Source organism: Halogeometricum borinquense DSM 11551 (assembly GCF_000172995.2).
GTDB classification, from domain to species: domain Archaea; phylum Halobacteriota; class Halobacteria; order Halobacteriales; family Haloferacaceae; genus Halogeometricum; species Halogeometricum borinquense.
In genome coordinates this window covers 2,245,977-2,262,682 of the sequence record NC_014729.1, presented here as the reverse complement: position 1 = coordinate 2,262,682, position 16,706 = coordinate 2,245,977, and the positions used below count along the sequence as shown (strand labels likewise).

Sequence of the window (16,706 nt, the reverse complement as noted above, 5' to 3'; positions counted from 1 at the left end):
TATCAATTCGAACACCTCCTTTCTGAAAAGCAAATATATTTTCTGTCCCATTAAGCAAGCAGTGGCGAATGCGTAACCATTATGGGTGGCACAACCCTCGATTCTCCTACGAGGCAACGAGACAACAATGGCTACACTCGAAATTAAGAACCTCCACGCGGAAGTTGCGGAGGAAGACGGCGAACAGATTCTTCGTGGCGTCGACTTGGAAGTCAAATCTGGCGAGATTCACGCGCTGATGGGTCCCAACGGCTCCGGTAAGTCGACGACGGCGAAGGTCATCGCCGGCCACCCTGCGTACGAAGTAACCGACGGAGAAATTCTTCTTCACCTCGAAGACGACGAGTTCGGTGACGACTTCGAGATTCCGGAGGACAAACGTACGTGGAACCTTCTCGACTTAGAGCCGAACGAGCGCGCGGCGCTCGGCATCTTCCTCGGCTTCCAGTACCCCGCCGAGATCGAGGGTGTGACGATGACGAACTTCCTCCGTACGGCGCTCAACGCCAAGATCGAAGAGCGCGAGGAACTCTTCGAAGACGAGGACGAGGCCGACGACGCCGAGGAAGAGGACGACTCGGGCTACGAGACGTCCCCGATGGAAGGCCCCGCCGACGAAGGCGAAGTCGGCGTCGCCGAGTTCCAGAAGCTCCTCAAAGAAAAGATGGAGCAGTTGGACATGGACGAGAAGTTCATGCAGCGCTACCTCAACGCCGGCTTCTCCGGCGGTGAGAAAAAGCAGAACGAGGTGCTGCAGGCCGCTATCCTCGAACCGTCTATCGCGGTCCTCGACGAAATCGACTCCGGTCTGGACATCGACCGTCTGCAGGACGTCTCGAAAGGAATCAACGCCCTCCGCGACGAGCAGGGCACGGGCGTTCTCCAGATTACCCACTACCAGCGTATCCTCGAATACGTCGAACCTGACCATGTCCACATCATGCTTGACGGGAAGGTCGTCAAGAGCGGCGACGCGTCGCTCGCAGAGACGCTCGAAGACAAGGGATACGACTGGGTTCGCGAGGAAGTCTACGGGGCAGCGTAACTGGTTCCAGTTACGCACAGCCTCATAAGAAACGAAACGCAAATACACACTACATACAATGAGTTCAGATCAAGACCACCTCAAAGAGACAGACACTGAAGCTCGCTTCGAGTTCAAGAAGGAGCAGAAGTCGTCGTTCCAGGCCGATAAAGGCCTCACCGAGGAGACGATTCGCGTCATCTCCGAGGACAAAGACGAGCCCGAGTGGATGCTCAAGCGCCGTCTCCGCGCGCTGAAGCAGTTCCAGAAGATGCCCATGCCGACCGATTGGCCCGGCCAGCCGGACCTTTCGGAGGTCGACGTGGACGAAATCGTCCCGTACATCCGCCCCGACGTGGAGACGCGTGGCGGCGTTGACGACTGGACGGACCTGCCGGACGACATCAAGGACACGTTCGACAAACTGGGAATCCCGGAAGCCGAGAAGAACGCCCTCTCCGGCGTCGGTGCCCAGTACGAGTCCGAAGTCGTCTACCAGAACATGCAGGAGCGCTGGGAGGAGAAAGGCGTCATCTTCTGCAACATGGACAAGGCCGTCCAAGAGCACGAAGAACTCGTCAAGGACTACTTCATGACGAAGTGCGTCCCGCCGAGTGACAACAAGTTCGCCGCACTTCACGGTGCGATTTGGTCCGGCGGGTCGTTCGTCTACGTCCCCGAGGACACGACGGTCGATATGCCGGTGCAGGCGTACTTCCGCATGAACTCCGAGGGGATGGGCCAGTTCGAGCATACGCTCATCATCGCTGAGGAAGGTTCGGAAGTTCACTACATCGAGGGTTGTTCTGCACCCAAGTACTCGGCGTTCAACCTCCACTCCGGCGGCGTCGAAGTGTTCGTCGGCGAGGACGCCCACGTCCAGTACTCGACGGTGCAGAACTGGTCGAAGAACACCTACAACCTCAACACCAAGCGCGCCATCGTCGAGAAGAACGGCCGCATGGAATGGATTTCCGGCTCCATGGGTTCGAAGGCGACGATGCTGTACCCGTGTTCCATCCTGAAGGGACGCGGCGCATCGGACAATCACATCACCATCGCCTTTGCGGGTGAGGGCCAGAACATCGACACCGGTGCGAAGGTCTACCACAACGCCCCGAACACGAAGTCCACTATCGAGTCGAAGTCCATCTCGAAGGACGGCGGCCGCACGAACTACCGCGGCCTCGTCCACATCTCCGAGGGTGCGGAGAACTCCTCGACGGCAGTCGAGTGTGACGCGCTCATGTTCGACAACGAGTCCACCTCGGACACGATGCCGTACATGGAGATTAACGAGTCCACCGTTGACGTCGCCCACGAGGCGACCGTCGGTAAGATCGGCGACGAGGACATCTTCTACCTCCAGTCGCGCGGTCTGGACGACGACGACGCAAAGCAGATGATCGTTTCGGGCTTCATCGAGCCCATCACGGAGGAACTGCCAATCGAGTACGCGGTCGAACTCAACCGTCTCGTCGAACTTGAGATGGAGGGTAGTCTCGGATAACATGAGTGCACAGCTACCAGCGAACCTGTCCGAAGAGACAGTACGAGAGATTTCGGAGCAGCGCGACGAGCCAGAGTGGCTCCTCGAAACTCGCCTGAGCGCCCTCGCGGCGCTTGACGACATCGAACTGCCGGATGTCATCCAGACGCCGGGTCGCCGCTGGACGAACCTCGAAGCACTCGATTTCGAGGATCTCGTCGATCCGCTGAACCAGTCCGACGAGACTGAACGCGTCACCGACGAGGGCGTTCACGTCCTCTCGTTCACGGAGGCGTTCGACGAGTTCGGCGACGTGCTCGAAGCAAACTTCGGACAGACGGTCGATCCCGAGTCGAACTACCTGACCGCTCTCTCGACGGCGCTCTTTACGACGGGGACGTTCATTTACGTGCCCGAAGGCGTCGATGCCGAGGACGTGAAGGTCCGCGCCGAGATGAACTCGAAGTCGCTGTTCAGCCACACGCTCGTCGTTACCGAGGAATCGTCCTCCGTCACGATTCTGGAGCGTATCGACAGCGGTGCGTCCGCTGAGGGCGCGCGGTACTTCTCGAACCTCGTGGAGATTGCCACGGGCGAGAACTCGTACGTTCAGTACGGGTCGCTACAGAACCTCGACGAGGATACGTACCACTACACGCTCAAGCGCGGCGACGCCGACGTGTACGGGACGATCAACTGGATCGAGGGCAACATCGGCTCTCGGCTCACCCGCTCGGACGTGGAGACGGAACTCAACGGTGACTCCTCGGAGACGCAGATTGTGGGTGCGTTCTTCGGCCACGAGGACCAGCACCTCGACCTGAACGCACGCGTCTGGCACAACGCCGAGAACACGACGGCCGACCTCGTGACTCGCGGCGTCCTCGACGACGACGCGCGCTCGGTCTACGAGGGCGTCCAAGACGTTGGCCGCGATGCGTGGAACACGTCCTCGTACCAGCGTGAGAATACGCTGATGCTCTCGGACGAGTCCGAGGCCGACGCATCACCGAAGCTCATCATTCACAACCACGACACCGAGGCGTCGCACTCCGCGACAGTCGGGCAGGTCGATAAAGAGGACCTGTTCTACATGATCTCTCGGTCCGTCCCGCAACTGCAGGCACGCAACATGCTCGTTGAGGGCTTCTTCGTTCCAGTTCTCGACGAGATCGCCGTCGACGAGTTCCGCGAGGACCTCGAAGAACTCATCTCCGCACGTCTGCGGTAAGCGCGGCCGTTTCTCTCACCCTCTCCGCTTTGCTTTTCTTTTCGCCGTACGGAACGGCTTTCTCTCGACTACTGCTTGCGAACGACGAACCGCGAGGGAACCGCTTAAGTCGGTCACAACCCTGCGAACGAGTATGAACGACAGCGCATCGCACGTGACTCGGGTGGCACCATGAGTGTTGGCCACCGCGTGTCCTCCGACCATCAACTCGCCCGTCTCCTCCAGATCGGCGTCGTCTTAGAGGAAGTGGTCGAAGCGCGAGCGTATCACCACTATCAGTCGCTCTCGGACGAGGAGCGCGAACTCGACGAGGAGATCGAGGACCTCCTCGAACACGCCGCCGAGGAGTCTGCAGAGCATCGTGAGCGCCTCGAGCGTATCATCGATGAACTCGATGCGGAGAGCATTCCTTTCGAGGACATCGAGACGCTGGTCGAAGCACAGTACGGTAAGACCAAGCCGGATGACTTCGATGGCATCCTCTACGACCAACTCTGCAACGAGGAGACCGCGTACAAGTTCTATGACGACCTGATCAATGCGATAGCGGCCAGCGACGCACAGTTCGGCGTTGACCGCGAACGTCTCGTTCGTCTCCTCACTGATATTCGAGAGGAGGAGGCAGAAGGCGTCGAAGCGGTGACGAAAATCATGGAGACGCGCGAATGAGTCGAACAGAGATTCGTGGAGGACATCGATGAACACTGCAGATCAGTACGTAAAAGCAATCTACCTCTTACAGGAGATGGAGGACGGCCCAGCAGCGACCGGCGCACTGGCGGACATGCTCGACGTCAGTCCGGCGAGTGCGAACGAGATGATCGGAAAGCTGGAAGACCGTGGGCTTGCCGAACACGAGAAGTACAAGGGAGTCCGCCTGACTGACGAGGGGATCATACGCGCGCGTGACGCCCTCCAGACGTACTGTATCATCGAGCGATTCCTCGCAAACGTCCTCGACGTCGAAGAGTTCCGTAGCGAGGCGCGCGAACTGGAACCCGTTATCGACGACACTGTCGCCGAACGACTCGACACTATCATCGACCGAAACAGCGAGTGTCCGGACTGTTTCGACCCGGAGACGGACGCGTGCTGTTATCTCGAACTGGCGAGCGAACCTGAAGAAAAGCCTGCAGACTGAGTTGACAGGATCTGCGGTGATGACGAAGCGTTAAGTTCACCCCCCGAGATGACAGGACATGGTAGGAACTGAGGCCATCGGCCGTCTCCTCCGCCTTGCGGGAGTGGGACCCCGTGAGCAATCGGAGACACACGGGAGTCCGGAGTTCCCGTACGTTTGCCGAGGATGCGGGACAGCATATGACGTGCAGTATCACGTCTGTCCCGACTGTGGCGGATTTTCCGTCGAACGACGAGTGGATGATGGTGTCGCTTCGGATTGACACTGAGTAACGACCACGGACCGAACCCGATGCCTTTTCAAAGGTCCCCCGACGAGTAACGACTGCAGTCCCGTGGTGTAGTGGCCAATCATAATGGCCTTTGGAGCCATTGACGGCGGTTCGAATCCGCCCGGGACTATCTTCTCGCGAACGTAAGTGAGCGAGAGATATCCATCACGAATTCGAGCCCAGAAGACGAGAGGATTCAACTCGTTATAGTAGGCTTCTGATTCGGGCGAGTAAGCTAGGTTTGGATTTCTCTGGTACGCGGCTCAAGCGCTCCATGACATCGGTTTGGATGCCCGGATGTTCTCGCAGATACACTTCTAACTCCCATTGAGATCCAGATTTCTGATATTCAAACAGTGCATTTACTCCCAGTTCATCAGCGATATACTTCCCCCGAGCCAGCGCATCTGTCTGGTTATCTTCGACCCCACCGCTAAATCGGTCTTAAGATGCTGTAACAGACACCTGATATCCTCTATTCTTTTGTTTGACCACTACACCATCCTGACGAATTTGATTAAATGTCTCTATACAATCTTCACAATACTGGTATTCTCCGTCTGCGGGATTATCGGTGAAGTCCCCACATCTCGCGCACTCACCCATAGCCGTTCGTACATTCACGATTACTTGATTTTTGCGTACTGAACTATTCATTCGGGTAGAAGATACCGAACGGACCGTGGTGTTCCAAGGGATAGGTCTACGTCCTTGACCGTTGAACGACACCCCAACCCAGCAGCGGCATCATTCGTCGAGGAAGAACGCATCTCGACCGTGATCATCGCGCCACGCGAACGCGAACAGTCTGCGAACGGGAAGGCGGTCAAGCGTGCGTCCGTCGTCGGCGCGGCCGGTTCCGCCGTGCCACGTCGTACCGTCGCCGACGAACATTCCTTCCTCATCGGTTGGTTCGAGTTCGAACGACGGGGCCTCGAAAGCGTGGATGCCATCGGCGGTAGCGAACACCACTGCTTCGTCGTCGCCGACGGTGACGCGGACGACGCCGCCCGTCGCTTCGGCGACTTCGAGTGGGATACCGAGCGCGTCCTCGTCGCGTTCGAGTCCGGCGACGATACTCTTGGGTTCGACGCCTGCGGTCGAGAGCGACTGCGGCCAGTCGTCACGGCCGCCGGTACCGCGGTGTGCCCCGAGTCCGTAGCCGGGCATCTCGAAGTAGGCCTCGTACGGGTCCGCATCGTACTCGATGGATGCGGGTTCGTCCGAGTCGCTGGCCGCCTCGCTTTCGCCACCCGGTGGCCGCAGCATCGCCCCGTCATCGTAGTCGCGTGCGAAGGCTTCGGCTGTCGTCGTCGCCGCTGGAAGGACGGCCAATCGCATCCCCTCGTGAACGCCGGAGAGACAGGCGCCGCTGGACTGTTTCCACTCAGAGCCGGTCTCGCGGTCGTACATCACCAGATCGTCGTCCGCGAGTTTCCCCGAGACGCCGAGTTCGAGGACCGCGTGATCCGGCACGTCGGCGTCGTCATCGGCGGGTGCTGCTTCCGCCACGCGTCGGTCGTAGACGACGGCGCTCCCGCAGAGCGGACACCACGTGACAGCGACGGGAACCGATCCGAACTCGTCGTTGACGATTTCGTGATAGTGGAGAAACCGAACCGGATACGCCCGCGCGTCCCCCGCGATTTCGACGACGATTACGTCGTCGCTCCCGTCGCCGTCGTATTCGTCTGCTGGGCCGAACGTCGGATTGTCCACGCTCGGGATGGCGTCCGGTGGGAGTACCTGTTGAACGTCGTGATCGCGGTCGTGATCTCCGCTTCGCTCACGTTTGTCGGTCATCGTAGCATGGACTCCTCGTGTTCCTCGCTGGTCGCTTGCATCCGATAGGTGGTGTTCTGGACGTACCCTGGCAGGTTCGACATCTGTTACCGAGTGTATGGATGTAAACGGTTAGGAGACCTTCGGTTTTCCCCGTGTCGTCGTGGCAACGGTGGACGTGTGACGGTCGATTCGCGCTCGTCGTAACGCCTAAGAGCGGAACAACCATTAATTCGGGTAATGAAACCAATCGAGAACGGACGAACATCTCTCCCTCGTTTCGAACGGAGGTGGCACTGTGGGCGTTGAAATCAAGGAATCTCCCGTGTCCGCCGAGGAGTTCGAGACGATGCAACGATTCGTCAAGGACTACCTCGCCGCCAGCGTGGAGAACGAAGATGACGGCGGGCGAATGCGGTGGTATCCGTGGCACAGCGCCGAATACCGTTTCAACCACATCCTTAACGTCGTAGATCTCGCCTCGAATATCGCAGAACGCGAAGGTGCCGACGTGGATGTCGTCCGGGTTGCTGCCCTGTTTCACGACATCGCAAAACTAGAGGCCGAACAGGAGGTTCACGCCGAAGAGGGCGCGCGCGTCGCCCGCGAGTACCTCTCGACGCACGGGGACTTTCCGCAGTCGTTCATCGAACAAGTGTGTCAGGTCGTCGCCGACCACTCCTATCAGGGACCGCTGTCGGATGTGACGCTCGAGACGCGGTGTCTCATCGAGGCGGACATTCTGGACAAGGTCGGCGCGAACGGTACCGTCCTGATGCTCCTTCGTATGGGCTATGAGGCGCGGACGCACATGGACGCCTCCGAGATGGTCGAACGCGTCCTCGAACGGGGTCGCGCCGCAACGGATCGGATCGAAAGCGAGAGTGCCGAAAGCATCGCTCATCAGCGACTCAAGCGCGTCAAGTGGTTCCGCGAGTGGTTAGAAGAGGAGGTCCCCGGCATGGACCGCGAAGAGTTCGGTGTCTGAGAGGCCGCTCGAACCGATTTGTCGTGTGCGCTCGACGCCCGGTCAGAGCGTATCGAGAATTTCCAGAACCGACTCTTCCGCATCGCGGCCGGGATCCCACTCGGACCCGTCTCGGTCGGAGTCTCGGTAGTCGTCCACGGAGACAGCCATTGCCTCGTCCAACGGTGTCGAGTCCCAACCGAGGTCAGCCAGTTTGTTCGTATCGAGAACGTGCGGATACTCTCGGTAGAGAATGAAATCGTCGGGTTCGAGGCCGGCGGCCGCGAGTTCCCGCTCTCCGGCGTGGACGACTTCGACTGACGTGTCCGCCGCGTCGGCGATGCATTCGACCATCTCTTCGAGCGTGACGAGTCGCCGGTCACCGACGTTGTACGACTCGCCGGGCGTGCCGCGCTCGGCGACGACACGGAGGGCGCTCGCCACGTCCTTCACGTACGCGCGGTGCCAGACGTTCGTCCCGTCGCCGGGGACGACCACTCGGTCGTACGTCTCTACTCGGTGAATCCAGTAATCGAGGCGTTCGGTGTAGTCGTCGGGACCGTAGACGATACACGGGCGAATCGACATCGCGTTCACGCCGTCCATTGCGGCGTCGAAGACGATACGGTCGCCTTCGGCTTTCCGCGGGCCGTAGGATGCATCGGAGTCCGACGCTGCCTGTTCTGGCGTGCAGTCGCAAAGCGGCGTCTCGCCCTCGCGCTTCGGAATCTCCTCGCGGCCGTAGGCGGCCCCACTGGAGATGTAGACGTACGCGTCCACGTCGGCGAAGATATCCACCGCCGCTTCCACGTCGGCGGGTTGGTATGCCACGCAGTCGATGACGATGTCCGGTTCGATGGAGAGTTTCGCGGCTTTCAGATCCATCTCGTCTTTCCGGTCGCCCTCGACGTGCGTCACCCGGTCGTCGTCTGCGAAGGGATTCTCGTGGTTCCCGCGGTTGAAGATGGCGACCGCGTAGCCGTGATCCAGTAAGTCCTCGACGGTGTGGCGGCCGATGAATCGCGTCCCGCCGATGACGAGCGCAGTGTCGGTCATACTCTCGGTTCGGCGGTCCGCAGTCAAAAGTGTAGGAGAACCCCGCCTCGGCTACCGGAAGTCGTCTGCCGCTCGTTCGTTTGCGACCGCCGCTTCGGCTTTCGTCGTCAGTCGTCGCTCGTCTGCGCCAGCGTCTCGGACTCGGTCCCAGTCGAGACGGCCGCTGCCGACTCGGGAAGTTCGCGCCGGACGTCGGCCTCGGCGCGGTCTGCGATGATGTCCGCGTACGCGTCGGGCATCACTTTCACGAAGTCGTCTACGACGCTCGCCCAGTCGTCCAGCATCCACGCCGCGCGGTCGGAGTCGGTGTACTCGGCGTGGTTCTCAACGAGACGACGGAGCATCGCCTCGTCTGCGTCGTCCAGCGTGTCCGACAGCGACACCATGCCGGTGTTCGCCTTCGCTTCGAACTCGTCGTCCGGATCGTAGACGTATGCGACGCCGCCGGACATCCCTGCGGCGAAGTTGCGGCCCGTGTCACCAAGGACGGCGACGACGCCGCCGGTCATGTACTCACAGCCGTGGTCACCGACGCCCTCGACGACGGCCTTCACGCCGGAGTTGCGAACGCAGAAGCGTTCGCCTGCGACGCCGTTGATGTACGCCTCACCCTGCGTCGCGCCGTAGAAGGCGACGTTACCGATGAGAACGTTCTCGTCGGCCTCGTAACCGGCCGTTTTGGGCGTCGTGACGACGACTTTCCCGCCAGAAAGCCCCTTTCCGACGTAGTCGTTTGACGCGCCGTTGAGACGCATCGTCACGCCGTTCGCGAGGAATGCGCCGAACGACTGCCCGGCGACGCCGGAGAACTCGCAGTTGATGGTGTCGTCTGCGAGTCCTTCGCCGCCGTAGCGCGTCGAGATCTCGTTCGACAGCATCGCGCCGACAGCGCGGTCAACGTTCGACAGTTCGCGCCGGATCTGGACCGGTTCGCCGCGGTCGAGCGCGGGTTCAGCCGCCTCGATGAGTTCGTGGTCGAGTTGGTCGGCAACGTCCGGGTGGGTCTGTGACTCGGTCTGGTAGCGTGCGCCCGAGGCGGGTTCGGCGATGACGGCCGAGAGGTCGAGGTGCTTTGCCTTCTCGTGGTCCGTCTCGCGCTGGGTGAGAACCGAGGGACGGCCGATCATCTCTTCGACCGTCCGGAAACCGAGTTCGGCCATAATCTCGCGGAGTTCCTGCGCCATGAACGTCATGTAGTTGATGACGTGATCGGGTTCGCCGGGGAAGCGACGGCGCAGGTCCTCGCGTTGCGTGGCGACGCCGACCGGACAGGTGTTCTCGTGACACTGCCGGGCCATCACACAACCCGAGGTGACGAGCGACGCCGTACCGAAGACGTACTCCTCAGCGCCGAGCAGTGCCGCCACGGCGATGTCGCGTCCGGTTTTCATCCCACCGTCGGCGGTGACACGAATCCGAGAGCGGAGGTTCGTCGCACGGAGCATCTGGTTCGCTTCCGCGAGGCCGAGTTCCCACGGCAGACCGGCGTTTTTGATCGAGGTCTTCGGTGACGCGCCCGTGCCGCCGTCGTGACCCGAAATGTGGACAACGTCGGCGTTCGCCTTCGCCACGCCCGCGGCGATGGTCCCGATTCCGGCCTCGGAGACGAGTTTGACGTTGATATCCGCCTCGGGGTTGGCCGTCTTCAGGTCGTGGATGAGTTGCTTGAGGTCCTCGATGGAGTAGATGTCGTGCAGCGGCGGTGGCGAGATGAGGCCGACGCCCGGCGTGGCGAAGCGGACGTGCGCGATCATTTCGTTGACCTTCTTGCCGGGCAGGTGGCCACCCTCTCCGGGCTTTGACCCTTGTGCCATCTTGATCTGCAACTCGTCGGCAGCGGAGAGGTAGTGGCTGGTGACGCCGAAGCGACCCGACGCCACCTGCTTTACGTTACACTCCTTTTCGGTCCCGAAGCGTTCCGGCGGTTCGCCGCCTTCGCCGGTGTTTGACTTTCCGCCGATGCGGTTCATGGCGATGGAGTTGTTCTCGTGGGCTTCCGGAGACAGACTGCCGAGCGACATCGCCGCCGTCGAAAACCGTTCGACGATGTCCTCGACCGGTTCGACCTCCGCTATCGGAACCGGGTCGCGGTCGGAGTCGAACTCCAAAAGACCGCGGAGCGTCTGGAGTTCCTCGGACTGGTCGTTTATCAACTGGGCGAACTCCTGATACTTCTCGTAGTTGCCCGAGCGAACCGCCTGTTGGAGCGTGCCGACCGTCTTCGGGTTCCACTGGTGATGAATTCCGTTCGAGCGATGTTCGTACTCGCCTTGATGTTGCAGGTCGGGGTCCGTGCCGTAGGCGATGGCGTGGCGAGTCATCAGGTCCTGTTCGATGACGTCGATGCCGATTCCCTCGGTCCGAATCTCCGTCCCCTCGAAGTATTCGGCGACGAAGTCAGAATCGAGGCCGACGGCCTCGAAGATTTGTGCGCCTTGGTAAGAGGCGATCGTGGAGATGCCCATCTTCGCCATCGTCTTCAGCACGCCGTTTTCGAGGGCTTTCGTGTAGGCCGCGATGGCTTCTTTCTCGTCTGCGCCATCCGGACCGGCGACGATGTCACTGATAGTCTGGTAGGCGAGATACGGGGTGACCGCGCCCGCACCGTAGCCGATGAGGGTCGCCATGTGGTGTACCTCGCTCGGCTCACCGGATTCCACGACGAGGCCGGCGTGGTTGCGAAGGCCGTTGCGGACGAGGTTGTGATGGACTGCGCCCGTAGCGAGGAGGCTCGGGACGGCCGCCCGTTCGGGATCGAGGTTGCGGTCCGAGAGGACAACGATGTCCGCGCCGTCTTCGATGGCTGCCTTCGCATCTTCACGGACGCGTTCGACGGCCTCCTGAAGCGATGTCTCCGTCTCGAAGGTGATGTCCACGACGGCTGAGGTCATGTCGCCGTCGAGGTCCTTGATGGCGGCCGTTTCGGCGTCCGAGAGGATTGGTGAGTCGAGAACGAGTTGTCTGGCGTGTTCGGGCGTCTCGTCAAGCAGGTTCCGCTGGGGGCCGAGACGCGATTCCAAGGAGGTGACGAGTTCCTCGCGGATGTAGTCTAACGGCGGGTTCGTCACCTGCGCGAACAGTTGCTTGAAGTAGGTAAAAAGCGGCCGGTCGAAGTCTGAGAGAACAGACAGCGGGGTGTCATCACCCATCGACCCGACCGGGTCTTTCCCCTGTTCGGCCATCGGTTCGACGAGATGGTTCAGTTGATCCTGCGTGTAGCCGAAGGCGGCTTGCCGAGCGCGGAGGTCATCGACAACATCGTGCGGTACGTAGTCGTCGGTGTCCGCCAGCGCGGACATCTGGTGTTGTTCGGCTTCGACCCACTCGCCGTACTTCTCGTCGGTGAGAGAGTCGAACACCTCCTCGTCGGGGATGACGCGTCCTTCCTCGGGATCTGCGACGAACAGTTGACCGGGTTGGAGGCGGCCGCGTTCGCGTATCTCGGCCGGATCGGTGTCGAGTGCCCCCACTTCCGACGCCATCACGAGCGTGTTGTCAGTGGTCACGTCGTAGCGACACGGGCGGAGACCGTTCCGGTCGAGGACGGCGGCCACGCGGTCACCGTCGGTGGCGGCGACGAGAGCGGGACCGTCCCACGGCTCAACGAGGGAGGCGTGGTAGTCGTACCACTCGCGGCGTTCCTCGTCCATCGCGTCGTCGCCCCGGAACGACTCGGGGATGAGCATCCGGAGGACGTGCGGGAGTTCGCGGCCGCCCTGAAGGAGGAGTTCGACCGCGTTGTCAACCGAGGCGGTGTCGGACTGGTCGGCTTTCGTCACGGGCTTGACCGCCTCAATGTCGTCACCGAAGTCAGGATGTTCGAGGTCCGTCTCCCGTGCGCGCATCCAGTTGACGTTGCCGCGGATGGTGTTTATCTCGCCGTTGTGGATGATATGGCGGTACGGGTGTGCGAGGTGCCACGCGCCGAGCGTGTTTGTCGAGAATCGCGCGTGGACGAGCGTAAGCGTCGTCTTCAGGCGTTCGTCTTGCAGATCAGGGTAGTAGCCAGCGAGTTGTTCGCCCTTGAGGAGGCCCTTGTAGACGAGCGTCTTTCGGGAGAGCGAGCAGACGTAGAAGCGGGCAGTCTCCGGCTCGTCGAGTTCGGAAACAGCGTTCTCGACGGCTCGACGGGCGATATAGAGCGCACGGTCGAAGCCGTCTTCGGACATGTCCTCGGACGGGACGACAAACGCTTGCCACACGTCAGGTTCGGAATCCAGCGCCGTCGCTCCGAGGTCGGCGTTGTTCGTGGGGACGTCTCGCCAGTGGACGACATCGAGTCCGTGTGCCCCGAGTTCGCGCTCGAAGACATCAACGAGCATCTCGCGGACAGCGTCGTCTGTTGGCATAAAAATCGACCCGACGGCGTACGATTCGGGGAGTTCGGCGTCAACGACGGCGTCGAAGAACTCGTCCGGACGCTGGATCATGATGCCCGCGCCGTCGCCGGTGTCGGCCTCTGCACCGGTGGTGCCCCGGTGTTCGAGATTCTCTAGTAGTTCGAGACCATCCGAAACCGTCTCGTGGCATACCCCGCCATCGAGGTCGATTACCGCGCCGACCCCACAGTTCGCGCGTTCGTCGGTTGGGGCCGCAAGCCCGTCCGACTGAACGTGGGTGTCTCTGTGTGGCTTGGTCATGTGTCCCACTTATCGGCCCCATTTAAACACGTTATCCTGAAATAATAAGGGCTTGTTTATCACATATTAGGACATATTATTGCTTGTTGCTGGATGAGTGAATCGACAGCAAGAGGCGCTATTACTGGGAAAAAGAGCAAATTATGGTTGTTCTGCTGACGGGAATGAGAGAAAACGCAGGGAACGTGTTCAGTACGACTTTGCGAAGTACGCCGTCTCGTCGGCGTCGTCGCCACAGATGGCGCAGTCCTCGCCGTCGTGAACCTCGGCTTCCTCGTCGTTGAGGGGGACCATGACGATTTCCGCGGCGATCTGGTCTTTGATCTCCGTCTCGCAGTCTTCGTCACCACACCACGGCGCTTTCACGTACCCGCCGTGCTGGCCGATGGTTCCGAGGATGTCCGCGCGCGAGTCGGCCTCGCGGACGTTCTCTTCGAGATTCTCCTCGGCGGCGGCGTACAGTTTCGCGTACACCTCGTCGAACTCCTCTCGGACGGTTTCTGCGATGTCCTCGCGGGCGACCTCTTTGGTCTCGCCGTCGGGACGGTGGACCACGGTCACAACGTCGTCGTCAACCTCGTTCGGTCCGATTTCGAAGCGGACGGGGACGCCTTTCAGTTCCCACTCGTTGAACTTGAAGCCGGGATTTCGCTCGTCGCGGTCGTCGAGTTCGACGCGGATTCCGGCGTCTTCGAGTTCTTCGCTGATGGATTCGGCGTACTCCAGCACTTTCTCTTGCGTGTCGGCCTGCCAGATGGGGACGATGACGACCTGCTCGGGCGCGACGGTGTGCGGTAGGACGAGACCCTGATCGTCCGAGTGGGTCATGATGAGCGCGCCGAGTGCGCGCCACGAGAGGCCCCACGAGGTGGTGTGGGCCACTTGCGATTCCTCGTCCTCGTCGGTATATGTGAGATCGAAGGCCTCTGCGAACGAGGTACCGAGGTCGTGCGAGGTCGCACCCTGCACGGACTTGCCGTCCGGCATGAGCGCCTCGACGGTCGTCGTCGTGTTCGCACCGGGGAACTTGTCGTGTTCGGGCTTTGCGCCGCGGAGGACGGGGATCGCAAGCAGATCCTCGTAAACGGACTCGTACTGGTCGAGACGGGTCATCGTCTCGTCCCACGCCGCTTCAGCGGTCGCGTGTGCGGTGTGGCCCTCTTGCCAGAGGAACTCCTTGGTGCGGAAGAACGGCTTCGTCTCCGTCGCCTCCCACCGCACGACTGAGGCCCACTGATTCACACGCAGGGGCAGGTCACGGTGACTGCGGACCCACTGAGACATATACGGTGCGATGATAGATTCAGAAGTGGGTCGAACTGCGAGTCGTTCCTCGAGTTCGTCGTGGCCTGCTTGCGTCACCCACGCGACTTCCGGGTCGAAGCCCTCGACGATGTCTTTCTCACGTTCGAGATAGCTTTCGGGAATAAACAGGGGGAAGTAGGCGTTCTGAACGCCCGTGTCCTTGAACCTCGCGTCGAGGAACCCCTGTACTCGCTCCCAGAGCGCGTACGCGCGCGGTCGCGTGACGATGAAACCGCTCATCCCCTCGGGACCGTAGTTGGCGAGACCAGCCTTCTGGACGACCTCCGCGTACCACTCGCCCGTGTTATACTCCTTTGACTCGGTGATGCCGAGTTCCTGTTCGTCGCTCATTACCGGTATTGAACCCCACTGCGGCCTTAAATCCCCTGAAGCATCGGAGTCCTCTCCGGGACTTCCGACTCGAAACTCACATCACGCGAGTGTTTCAGCGCACACAGAGTGTTCGCCAGCGTGTGAGGTGCCGTCAGGTAGATGTAATCGGACTGTGTACAGTACAGAAAGGTGGGACTATGCTAGCACACACCACGTCCGAGCCGGCAAATCAAGATCAGACCGAGGACGAGACAAAACGGCAGGAAACGCCCGATAAATCCGGCATGCGCGTCGAACTGTGGCGGGAGCCGACGCAGACAGGTGGACAAAACGAGTTCGACCGAGTGGCCGAACGGTTGCGCACGCTGGAAGAACGCGGCGTTGTGGACGCTGCGGCCGTTGAGACGTGGGAGCGGTTCGTGGATGTCTCCGGTGGCTATCCCGAAGACGACGTTCCGAGAGCGACGTTAGACCGCCTCGGCCGACTCCAGCGGTGGGCGTGGCAACATGGACGCAGCGTGTCGCTTCCAACGGAGTCTCGGACAGTGGGTCGCGGGCGATTGGGTCCACCAGCGGAACTGCGCCGTGTCCCACGTGCTGCACTGGTTGAGTTCGAGAACGGCACCATGACGAACGTCACAATCGCTGACGAACGGACCGGGTGCCTCACCGAGCGATTGGAGACGCTCGCAGAGCGCGAACGTGCCGCGACCGAAGACGAAGACCGCGAGAAATCTCTCGAACGACTCTCCTACTGATTCCGAGCGACAGCGAACGGGTTGGGCCGTTCGCGCCACTCCCACCCCGGAAGCCGCGTCTGAAACCCCGCGGCGAGGGCGGCGTCCAGATCATCCGCACCAGCGGTCCCGTCGGTGTGTGTCATCGTATCCGCGAAGTGGAACGTCGCCTGCGCGAGCAACGAGAGCGGTTGTCCGCCCGCGATTGTCGCTGCGAGTTCGCGTCCGAGAACCTCGTCTACGACAAACCCCGGATAGTCGTCCCGGACATCCAACTCCCGGAGCAGAGCGACGTACCCGGCGACGTTGACGGCCACATCGCCATCAGCGAACACGGCAGCGACTTCCTCACGGTACTCCGCTTCAGTCACCGTTCCGACTTCGGTATCGAACAGTTCACCCAGTTGGTTCCGTGTCTCGTTCAGCAGCGGAACGACGACAGCGGAACGATCACGTACCCACTGTGATTCCTCGACGACGCGGTCTGGTGTCAGTTCCATACCACCAAGAACAGCGCCGAAATGCTTCGATTTTGCGAAGGCTTTTATATCGAGGCAAGAATACGTCCGAGTAAGCGGGTTTTCCCTGCCTCTTCCCGCAGTCAGGATAGCCGGAGATAGCGATACGATCGCATACTTACCTATGCTCTCTCACAATTACATCCAGAACGACCGTGCGGCCGTAGTCGTCTCACCGGTCGGCGTTTCCCGAGGCAGGAATAACCCGACCC

General features: G+C 60.9%; 13 protein-coding genes and 1 tRNA gene. 9 read left to right on the top strand and 5 right to left on the bottom strand.

Annotated features, from left to right (window positions below; genetic code table 11):
- Nucleotides 1-127 precede the first annotated feature (127 nt).
- The 7 genes from HBOR_RS11400 (at nucleotide 128) to HBOR_RS11375 (ending at nucleotide 5,286) form a co-directional block, all read left to right on the top strand.
- Nucleotides 128-1,045, top strand: coding sequence for an ABC transporter ATP-binding protein (locus HBOR_RS11400; protein WP_006056625.1), 918 nt, complete (start codon nucleotides 128-130; stop codon nucleotides 1,043-1,045).
- Between the two features lie 58 nt (nucleotides 1,046-1,103).
- Entirely contained in the window at nucleotides 1,104-2,534 is a 1,431-nt protein-coding gene (gene sufB / locus HBOR_RS11395; RefSeq protein WP_006056626.1) for a Fe-S cluster assembly protein SufB, read from the top strand.
- A gap of 1 nt (nucleotide 2,535) precedes the next feature.
- Nucleotides 2,536-3,744 carry a Fe-S cluster assembly protein SufD gene (gene sufD / locus HBOR_RS11390; RefSeq protein ID WP_006056627.1) on the top strand — a complete coding sequence of 403 codons (1,209 nt, stop codon included), beginning with the start codon at nucleotides 2,536-2,538 and terminating at the stop codon, nucleotides 3,742-3,744.
- Nucleotides 3,745-3,915: 171 nt separating this feature from the next.
- Entirely contained in the window at nucleotides 3,916-4,413 is a 498-nt protein-coding gene (locus HBOR_RS11385; RefSeq protein WP_006056628.1) for a hypothetical protein, read from the top strand.
- Between the two features lie 28 nt (nucleotides 4,414-4,441).
- Nucleotides 4,442-4,885: a metal-dependent transcriptional regulator gene (locus HBOR_RS11380; RefSeq protein WP_006056629.1), complete on the top strand. Its 444-nt coding sequence runs from the start codon at nucleotides 4,442-4,444 to the stop codon at nucleotides 4,883-4,885.
- A gap of 58 nt (nucleotides 4,886-4,943) precedes the next feature.
- Nucleotides 4,944-5,147: an SIR2 family protein gene (locus HBOR_RS19280; RefSeq protein WP_081457874.1), complete on the top strand. Its 204-nt coding sequence runs from the start codon at nucleotides 4,944-4,946 to the stop codon at nucleotides 5,145-5,147.
- A 66-nt stretch (nucleotides 5,148-5,213) separates the two neighbouring features.
- Nucleotides 5,214-5,286 (top strand) — tRNA-Gln (locus tag HBOR_RS11375).
- 617 nt (nucleotides 5,287-5,903) lie between these two features.
- On the opposite strand, the gene HBOR_RS11370 is transcribed toward HBOR_RS11375, so the two are convergent.
- Nucleotides 5,904-6,959: a DUF3179 domain-containing protein gene (locus HBOR_RS11370; protein WP_006056630.1), complete on the bottom strand. Its 1,056-nt coding sequence runs from the start codon at nucleotides 6,957-6,959 to the stop codon at nucleotides 5,904-5,906.
- Between the two features lie 277 nt (nucleotides 6,960-7,236).
- Between HBOR_RS11370 and HBOR_RS11365 the strand changes: the two genes are divergently transcribed.
- The gene (locus HBOR_RS11365) at nucleotides 7,237-7,926 is read left to right on the top strand and encodes an HD domain-containing protein (RefSeq protein ID WP_006056631.1); all 690 of its coding nucleotides are present in this window, start codon (nucleotides 7,237-7,239) and stop codon (nucleotides 7,924-7,926) included.
- A gap of 42 nt (nucleotides 7,927-7,968) precedes the next feature.
- Here HBOR_RS11365 and HBOR_RS11360 read toward each other — a convergent pair whose 3' ends face one another.
- The 3 genes from HBOR_RS11360 to proS form a co-directional block, all read right to left on the bottom strand.
- Entirely contained in the window at nucleotides 7,969-8,961 is a 993-nt protein-coding gene (locus tag HBOR_RS11360) for an NAD-dependent epimerase/dehydratase family protein (RefSeq protein ID WP_006056632.1), read from the bottom strand.
- 107 nt (nucleotides 8,962-9,068) lie between these two features.
- The gene (gltB, locus tag HBOR_RS11355; protein ID WP_006056633.1) at nucleotides 9,069-13,601 is read right to left on the bottom strand and encodes a glutamate synthase large subunit; all 4,533 of its coding nucleotides are present in this window, start codon (nucleotides 13,599-13,601) and stop codon (nucleotides 9,069-9,071) included.
- Nucleotides 13,602-13,790: 189 nt separating this feature from the next.
- Nucleotides 13,791-15,257, bottom strand: a complete 1,467-nt coding sequence (proS, locus tag HBOR_RS11350) for a proline--tRNA ligase (RefSeq protein ID WP_006056634.1) — start codon at nucleotides 15,255-15,257, stop codon at nucleotides 13,791-13,793.
- Nucleotides 15,258-15,436: 179 nt separating this feature from the next.
- Here proS and HBOR_RS11345 point away from each other — a divergent pair, with 179 nt between their 5' ends.
- The gene (locus tag HBOR_RS11345) at nucleotides 15,437-15,997 is read left to right on the top strand and encodes an HTH domain-containing protein (protein WP_006056635.1); all 561 of its coding nucleotides are present in this window, start codon (nucleotides 15,437-15,439) and stop codon (nucleotides 15,995-15,997) included.
- On the opposite strand, the gene HBOR_RS11340 is transcribed toward HBOR_RS11345, so the two are convergent.
- Complete coding sequence (locus tag HBOR_RS11340) at nucleotides 15,991-16,476, bottom strand: hypothetical protein (protein WP_006056636.1); 486 nt, start codon at nucleotides 16,474-16,476, stop codon at nucleotides 15,991-15,993. The genes HBOR_RS11345 and HBOR_RS11340 overlap by 7 nt on opposite strands.
- Nucleotides 16,477-16,706: the final 230 nt, after the last annotated feature.

Excerpts from the sequence above, each read along its gene's own strand:
- proS (WP_006056634.1), bottom strand. The coding sequence starts at position 15,257 with ATGAGCGACGAACAGGAACTCGGCATCACCGAGTCAAAGGAGTATAAC.
- HBOR_RS11360 (WP_006056632.1), bottom strand. The coding sequence starts at position 8,961 with ATGACCGACACTGCGCTCGTCATCGGCGGGACGCGATTCATCGGCCGC.
- HBOR_RS11340 (WP_006056636.1), bottom strand. The coding sequence starts at position 16,476 with ATGGAACTGACACCAGACCGCGTCGTCGAGGAATCACAGTGGGTACGT.
- sufB (WP_006056626.1), top strand. The coding sequence starts at position 1,104 with ATGAGTTCAGATCAAGACCACCTCAAAGAGACAGACACTGAAGCTCGC.
- HBOR_RS11345 (WP_006056635.1), top strand. The coding sequence starts at position 15,437 with ATGCTAGCACACACCACGTCCGAGCCGGCAAATCAAGATCAGACCGAG.
- HBOR_RS11385 (WP_006056628.1), top strand. The coding sequence starts at position 3,916 with ATGAGTGTTGGCCACCGCGTGTCCTCCGACCATCAACTCGCCCGTCTC.
- HBOR_RS11370 (WP_006056630.1), bottom strand. The coding sequence starts at position 6,959 with ATGACCGACAAACGTGAGCGAAGCGGAGATCACGACCGCGATCACGAC.
- gltB (WP_006056633.1), bottom strand. The coding sequence starts at position 13,601 with ATGACCAAGCCACACAGAGACACCCACGTTCAGTCGGACGGGCTTGCG.
- HBOR_RS11380 (WP_006056629.1), top strand. The coding sequence starts at position 4,442 with ATGAACACTGCAGATCAGTACGTAAAAGCAATCTACCTCTTACAGGAG.
- HBOR_RS11400 (WP_006056625.1), top strand. The coding sequence starts at position 128 with ATGGCTACACTCGAAATTAAGAACCTCCACGCGGAAGTTGCGGAGGAA.
- HBOR_RS19280 (WP_081457874.1), top strand. The coding sequence starts at position 4,944 with ATGGTAGGAACTGAGGCCATCGGCCGTCTCCTCCGCCTTGCGGGAGTG.
- sufD (WP_006056627.1), top strand. The coding sequence starts at position 2,536 with ATGAGTGCACAGCTACCAGCGAACCTGTCCGAAGAGACAGTACGAGAG.